Origin of the sequence: Brevibacillus sp. AF8, assembly GCF_021270385.1 — a bacterium.
Classification (GTDB): domain Bacteria; phylum Bacillota; class Bacilli; order Brevibacillales; family Brevibacillaceae; genus Brevibacillus.
Map to the genome: position 1 here is coordinate 611,768 of NZ_JAGQDN010000002.1, position 7,676 is coordinate 619,443.

A 7,676-nucleotide genomic window follows, 5' to 3' on the forward strand; every position below is an offset into this window, starting at 1 on the left:
AGGAGGAGTAAGGAATGGTTTTACGAAAGACAGATCTGAATCCGGTTACGAAGAAATTTGTGGAGGAGTTTATCAGTGCAAGTGATCGAAACAAGCATTTGTACGATCAAATCAATGATTACATTGCAGGCGACACAGACGAATGCCCGGCAATCGTAGAGGACCCGAGGTTTTACAGCTATACGGTTCGATCCGAATTTGACAAGCTGAAAAAACGCGGCGAGGAGCTGGCTTTCTATCGAGCAGCTGTACTGATTTACAAGGCAAGCAACCGTTTTTACGATAAGAAAAATGTGATGGATGAGTGCTTCCTGGATCAGATCGAACTTCAAGGTATGAAGGACATCAGTGATGCTGATATCCGGGCAAAAGATCAGAAAGCATTGGAAGCCATGAGAAAAACGATCGAGCATTTCGGATATGCGTTGTTTGCCGAATTTATGTTAAAAGCCGCGGAGGATTATCGCGTAAGCATCAGCCGTGATTACTCCTCGACATTTGATCGGGCCGAATTTTTGCTATTCATTTCGTATGCGTACTCGATTTCTCCGAGCTTATTGGAGGAAGCAAAAGAAAAGCTAATGCCGAGCTACTATTACCTAGTTACGGGTGATACGCGTGAATATATAAAAGAACTGCATACCATTGCCAAAGAAATCGTGACCATGCAGTTTTCGAGTAACAATTTGCTGACCAACGAGTCGTTGTACCCTTCGTACGTCAAAGAGAAAAAGGCTGCGTTGCGAGAAAAGTATTACCCAGGAGAGCAAGTAAAGGAAGGCTCCCTTTTGAATCAGAAACATTTGAAGCGTTATATGGAGCTAGTCATCAGCTTGCTGTATTTCCGCATTCACGTAAAAGGCGGGACCAGTGCATTCCTGAAGAAGGAAGAGGAGATCGATCGGGAGCTGCACGACACCTTGCAAATCCTTTTTGACATGTTCCCGCTCGATATCTTGGCCGAAGATAAGAGACTGTCTAACCTCGTACACATGGATGAGCCTTACGATCTACTGCTGGGACTTCGCGAGCATTTGCTATCCCCTCCGACCAATTGGGAGCAAGTGAAGCAGCTGGTGCAGGAAGACGTAACGAAATCAAGACGAGCACTGGAGCTTGCTTCGATCCCGATGGTCAAAGGATTTTTATACAAAACGCTGGCGGCAGAAGGCGTGGATCTCTCCAATTTCCAGCCATCTCTGGAAGCGATTATTCAAGACGCGTTGCGTCGTGCAAAGGGATCGACAAAGCTGGCGAACTATCTGGATGACAAAGCAGTACTCGAGGATGTGCTCGAGCATGTGCATCTGGAGGACGTACAACTTGTAAGACAGCAAATGATCCTGCTGAGCTTCTTGCCTGTGGATCATCCGTTTATTGCGCGTCTGATTCCGTTCATGTGCCAATACAAAGACAAGTCCAACCGCAGAGTAGGCCATATGTGCTTCGCTCATGCGTTCCAGGAGCGATTGACCGGTATCATCGATCATTACCGGAAGGACGAAGCTGTAGATATCCAGACGCTGTTCTATCAGATTTTGTCGATCAAGGAGAATCATTATTATTACACAGACGTCAAAGAAGAGGTGTATCGTTCGTTGGTCGTAGCGAATCCGGAAATGAGTCTGGCTCAATTTGATAAGCTGGATACGGAGCTTCGCGTGTTTGTGATGCAAACCCTATTAGCGGCAAAGGAGACGCTGTCAGAAGAATTGCGCAACCAAGCGATTCTGCTCGGGTTGGGTGACAGCTCGAAGAAAGTGAGCGGCCTTGCTGGTGCGGCGTTTCTTCAGGCCAAAGACAAGGAGCTTTATTTGCACGTTTATCAAACCGAGAAAAAAGCAAAGGTTAAAGAAATGGCGCTGGATGCGATTCGCTCCCTGGACAATAACAAGGTCATTTTCCAAGAGCTACTGACAAATGAAAAGAGCAGCAAATTTAAAACGCTGCTGCAAACATTTATCGACGCCGAGGAACAAGGGCCAGATGCGAGCTTGACTCATTTAGGCAACCTGACCGACAAGCGCAAGCTCACACGGATTAAATGGATGCCTCTGGAGCGCATGCCAGTCCTTCGCGACCAAGACGGCAACGAGCTAGGTCAGGAAGTAATGGAGTACATGCTCACCGCCTCAATCGATTTCCCGACAGCGCCAAACCAGTTGGTACTTGACTTGAAACCGTCTCTGCAAGCGGCATCTGTTGCTGACTTTACCACGGAAGTTTTGCGCAGTTGGGTCGATAATGGAGCAGTAGCCAAAGAAAAATGGGTCATGCCGCTTTGCGTTGCTTTTGGAGATCGTCGTATAGTCGATACGCTTGGTCAGTTGATTAAGGAGTGGACAGATCACTCTCGCGGAGCTTTGGCTGCGGATGGCGTACGTGCTCTGTCTTTCTCGAATGATTTGACTGCGCTGCGTCTAATCGACCAGATTAAACGTACGATCAAAAACAGGCAAGTCAAATCAGCCGCAGAAGAGGCGCTGTCTATGGCGGCTGCGAATCAGAACATTTCCGCGATGGAACTGGAAGACCGATTGGTCACGACGCTTGGCTTCGCTGCGTCTGGCAAGCAAGTCTTTGACTACGGCGACCGCACCTTCACGGTCAAAGTTAGCAACGAGCTGGAGCTGGAAGTTACGAACGACAGCACAGGAAAAGCGGTTAAAAATCTGCCTGCACCGTCTGCGAAAGACGATCAGGAGAAGGCAGAACAAGCGCGATTGACTTTTGCCCAATTGAAAAAAGACCTGAAAAATATGGTGAAAGTGCAATCTCTTCGTCTGGAGGAGTCCCTTTCCAAATCACGTTATTGGTCAACGGAAGCGTGGAAACGTCTATTTGTGGAGAACGTGTTGATGCAAAAATTCGCAATCGGGCTCATCTGGGGTGTATACGAGGATGGAAAACTCGTAGATACGTTCCGCTATATGGACGATGGGACATTTAACACCGTGGACGAGGATGAGTATGAGTTGGCAGATGAGCAGCTTATTGGCTTGATTCACCCACTGGAGCTGGACGAAGAGACGTTGAACGGCTGGCGTACTCAGCTGGAAGATTACGAAATTACGCAACCGTTCGAGCAGTTGAGCCGTGAAGCGTTCCTGCCAACGGAAGAAGAAATAAAAGCCAATGAATTGCTCCGCCTGCCTGTTGAATCGTATTCACCTACTGCTTTTGCGAAAATGATGGAGAAATTCGGCTGGGTTAAAGGAACCCCGCTCGATGCCGGTTATTATTACGAGTTTTACAAACTGTATGACGGTATGGTGGCTGAGCTGAAAATCAGCGGGGCGAGCATTTCGTACTGGGAAGGAATGGAGGATGTGAAGCTGGAAACGTTGGCTTTCTTTCCAAACAAAGATGCCGAGTACAAGCATTTTTACTTCAAACCAGTGGATCGACTGAAGCTCACTGATATTCCAACACGCATTTTCAGCGAAACCGTCTATGATGTCATGCGAGCAGCAGGAAAATAACGATGGCGGATTTCACATCAGAATTTCATCGGTTTATCGCGCTGTGCAACGAAGAGTATCTGATCAAATACGCGAACAAAGGCATTTACAATCGTTCCATCAAGGAAATGGAAAAAGGAATGTCCGTTTCCTACGAGTTCGGGGACGATTACGTCGAGTGTGCGCTGTCAGATGACAGCGTATGCCGACTTCATGCAGATATTGATCGCTTTTCCTGCTCATGTCCATCAGACAAGATTTGCAAGCATGTTATCATCGCCATCGTCTACTATGCCAAAAACCACTTGCAAGCAGGAGCAGAGACCGGGGAAGAGCTGGAGATTTACAAGCCTGACTTTAGCTGGCTCTTGCAATTGCAGCCGTCTCACATTAGCAAGGCTTTTACCCCAGCACAGCTGGAAGAAGTGCTGTTTCGCCTCGACTATTTCGAGGAGATGGAGGTCGTTGAAACATCCTTCTTAACCATGACATTACGTACCCAAGATATTTCCGTATCTTTTGACAGTGAATCGGAGATCGGGAAGAGCATGTGTACCTGCAAGGCGAAAGGCAATTGCTTGCACAAGCTGGAGGTCATTTTACGCTATCGGGCCATGCATCAGCTACAGGATCGGGAGCAGTTACAAGCATCTGTAACCGATGTCAGCTACGAAACCGATGTCGTAGCGGAAGCCAAATCGATAATCGCAGAGATTCTTGGCATCGGCTTGGCGAAGCTATCCCAAACGATTTGTACACGGCTGGAGCTGCTTGCTATTGCTGCGCATAACGGCAATCTTCCCCGCGTGGAAAAAGACATACGCGGCATTCATGGGGAGCTGAACTTATTTTTTCAGCGTCATGTCAAGTTTTCGACGGAAGCGCTGCTCGACCGACTTTCCCGGGTGTATCTCAGTTTGCTTGCCATAGAGAAGACCGATCACATCGAAGCGAAAAAGCAGCTGCTCGGCAGCTTCAAAAGCAAGTACCATATGGTTCCACAGTTAAGTCTGTATGCATTGGGAGCAAATCCATGGGAGACACGGTCAGGGTACAAGGGGATTACGTATTACTTTTATTCGCTTTCTGATCAGCGCATTTACACGTATACAGAAGCGCGCCCCGTGTATTATGAGGGCATATCGTTTTCCTTTAAGGACAGCTATAAAGGCAAGGTCCCATGGGGCGGGTTGATCTCCATGGAGGAGCTCTCTCATTCACAGGTCATCCTGACACAGGCAAAGACGAATCGGGAGCAGCGCTTGTCTTCCAGTGAAGAGACGCGGCTAACCATCGTTCCCAGGGACAACATTGAAGAGCTGGATCTCGGCAAGGTGCTCGTTTGCGACTGGTCAAGTGACTGGAAGGACGCGGCAGGCGATATGTTTGAAACTGCTTTGGACTCGGTTTTTTTATTGAAAGCGAACAAGTTCAATCAAGTCGATTTTGATCAGAAGTCGCAACAGTTGATTTTGACGATCGAAGACGAGCAAGGTTATTCCCTCCCATTGAGCATCTCCTATCAGGGGGATTTCGCCCGCAATATACGTCATCTGGAGCAAAACAAACGGTTGCTGGAGTTGCGCGATGTGTATTTGCTTGTGCAAAAAATAGGGGATGGGCTTTATCCCATCAGCATCATGCAGGGAAAATCGCTGACGAGCTTCAAGTTAGACCTATAAACGGTGAGGGAGTGGACATAAAATCATGGAGGAGTTATATTCCTTTACCGAAAAGCTAACTGATTGGCAGGAACGCTTGTTACTCAAAGGAATCCATAAACTTGATAAGCAAGATTTGCAGGAATTGAAAAAACTGCAAGAGCTCGCAACCGAATACGATATGAGCTTTCTGGGCTCATTGATAGAAGATCTGCATGTGGAGGGCAATCGCTATTTGCAGGAAGTAAAAGCAGATGCCGAGTTGCTAACGCAGCAGTATTTGTATGTGGTGCAGTACATCAATATGATGAAAAAGCCTTTGACTCGATCATCGTAATAGAGTCCAGTGAAGAAAGAGAGATTCTTGAGGAGTCTCTCTTTTTTGTTTATTTATCAAGTTGTAAAGAAACTGAAAATAAAGGTAAACAAAGTGAAAATACAATGACTGAATATTGTCTAAAATAAAACATGTTTGAATGCTAAAACATTTGCAACAAGAATTGGGGGAACACAGATGAAAAAGAAGAGCTTTTATCACACGCTGATTGCCATGACAATCGCGGTATCTGCGGCATTGGCTGGGTGTTCGTCGGGGCAGGATGCGTCGACTAGCGCCGGACAAGCAGGAGGTACTGCGGAAGCTGGCAAAACAGGGGGAACCCTCGTCATCGCTCGTCTGTCCGATGCGAACAACCTCGATCCACATTTCCTGTCTCAAATCCCTTCTGCAGCAATCGTTCATCACAAAGTATATGAAGGGCTTGTCCGCATGGATAAAGAAAGCAAATACGTCCCATCCCTGGCAAGTGAATGGAAGCAGCTCGATGACTTGACGTGGGAGTTCAAGCTTCGTCAAGGTGTGACGTTCCATGATGGGGTACCTTTCAATGCGGAAGCGGTAAAAGCAACGATCGCTCGTGTTCAAGACCCTGCCGTTGGCTCCAGTCGGATTAACATGTTTGAAGCAATCAAAGAAGTGAAAGTAGTAGATGAGTACACGGTACAATTTCTACTGAATTACCCGTACTCACCACTCTTGTCTGTTTTGGCGAGTGCAGAGGGAAGCATTATCAGCCCGAAAGCCATTGAACAATATGGAAAAGATTTGAGCAAGCATCCAACCGGTACAGGACCGTACAAATTCGAAAAATGGACGCCGGGTCAAGAAGTGGTTCTGGTGAGAAACGATAGCTACTATGGCGGTACACCGAATTTGGATAAAGTCGTTTTCAAAACCGTACCGGAAGACACAACTCGCCTTGCCATGGTTGAGACAGGAGAAGTTCAAGTGGCAGAAAACTTGCCTGTGAGTGACATCGATCGCGTACAAAATTCTCCATCCATGCAATTGGGTCGATACCCTGGGTTCTCTGTCGACCACATCGGATTGAATACAAAGAAAAAGCCGTTTGATGATGTGCGTGTCCGCCAAGCCATTGCCCACGCCATCGACAAGAAAACCATTATTGAAGGCGTTTACAACAGTGTGGGAACACCAGCTCACTCCTCGATTACACCAGCGATGGTTGGGTACAGCCCGAATGTAAAAGACATTCCGTATGACGTCGAGAAAGCGAAGCAATTGCTCGCAGAGGCTGGTTATCCAAATGGCTTCAAAGCAAAAATCGCGTTGAATGATAACAAAGCACGAATTAGCGTAGCCGAGGTTTTGCAACAACAACTGAAGCCAATCGGTATTGATCTGCAACTGGATGTGATGGAATTCGGGGCGTATATCGAAGCAGCATCCAAAGGGGAGACAGACCTGTTCATGAGTGGATGGGGAAATGCTACAGGCGATGCCGACTACAATCAATCGAACCTGTATCATTCGAAAGCACATGGCGCACCTGGTAACCATTCGTTCTACAACAATCCGGAAGTAGACAAGCTGATTGACGAAGGACGCAGAGAAACAGACGCAGAAAAACGAAAGCAACTCTATGAAAAGGCACAACAAATCGAAATGACTGAAGCACCGCTCATTCCGTTCCGATTCTCCGAGAACCTAGCGGCGATTCAAAAAAATGTACAGGGTGTATGGATTAGCCCTGCAGGCCATATCGAGATTGACGAAGTAACGATTCAATAATACAAGGCGCCGCTGACATGATTGTGTCAGTGGCGTCTCCATATGTTGGAATTAAGATGAAAATCCAGATTTGGTTCAAAAAAGTTGGGTTTAACAGTTAAATCGGAGGGTGATGGAGGTGGTTTCTTATTTATTATCTTATGTGCAACACATTGCATATTTATATTGGTCATCTTCATGTATCCAAACAGAACCATCATTTTCGATAACATAACGAAAATTGTGGTCTGAAAGCTCCTTAATAATCTCAGCATTATTAGATTCAAAAATCTTAACATATTCATCTTCCAGTGAAGAATTGCTAAGTAGAAAAAAAACGAAAATAACAACACTTAATAAAAGAAAAATTGAAATTATAGTTCGATGTTTACTTAGCTTTGGTACCATATGTTTACCTCCGAGAACAAGGATTTTCGAATAGTATAGATAGGCGTCAGTCGTCATATAATTATGACACAGCTG

General features: G+C 46.3%; 5 protein-coding genes. 4 read left to right on the forward strand and 1 reads right to left on the reverse strand.

Features of this window, described 5'->3' with window-relative positions:
* Positions 1-14: 14 nt before the first annotated feature.
* From KB186_RS06150 to KB186_RS06165, 4 genes are all read left to right on the forward strand, one after another.
* Positions 15-3,482, forward strand: a complete 3,468-nt coding sequence (locus KB186_RS06150) for a DUF4132 domain-containing protein (protein ID WP_232773247.1) — start codon at positions 15-17, stop codon at positions 3,480-3,482.
* A gap of 2 nt (positions 3,483-3,484) precedes the next feature.
* Positions 3,485-5,143 carry a hypothetical protein gene (locus tag KB186_RS06155; protein ID WP_232773248.1) on the forward strand — a complete coding sequence of 553 codons (1,659 nt, stop codon included), beginning with the start codon at positions 3,485-3,487 and terminating at the stop codon, positions 5,141-5,143.
* Positions 5,144-5,168: 25 nt separating this feature from the next.
* Positions 5,169-5,459, forward strand: coding sequence for a hypothetical protein (locus KB186_RS06160; RefSeq protein ID WP_173609305.1), 291 nt, complete (start codon positions 5,169-5,171; stop codon positions 5,457-5,459).
* 177 nt (positions 5,460-5,636) lie between these two features.
* Complete coding sequence (locus tag KB186_RS06165; RefSeq protein ID WP_232773249.1) at positions 5,637-7,214, forward strand: glutathione ABC transporter substrate-binding protein; 1,578 nt, start codon at positions 5,637-5,639, stop codon at positions 7,212-7,214.
* A 138-nt stretch (positions 7,215-7,352) separates the two neighbouring features.
* Here KB186_RS06165 and KB186_RS06170 read toward each other — a convergent pair whose 3' ends face one another.
* Positions 7,353-7,601 (reverse strand): hypothetical protein, encoded by a 249-nt coding sequence (locus KB186_RS06170; protein WP_232773250.1) that lies wholly within the window; start codon positions 7,599-7,601, stop codon positions 7,353-7,355.
* Between the last annotated feature and the right edge of the window lie 75 nt (positions 7,602-7,676).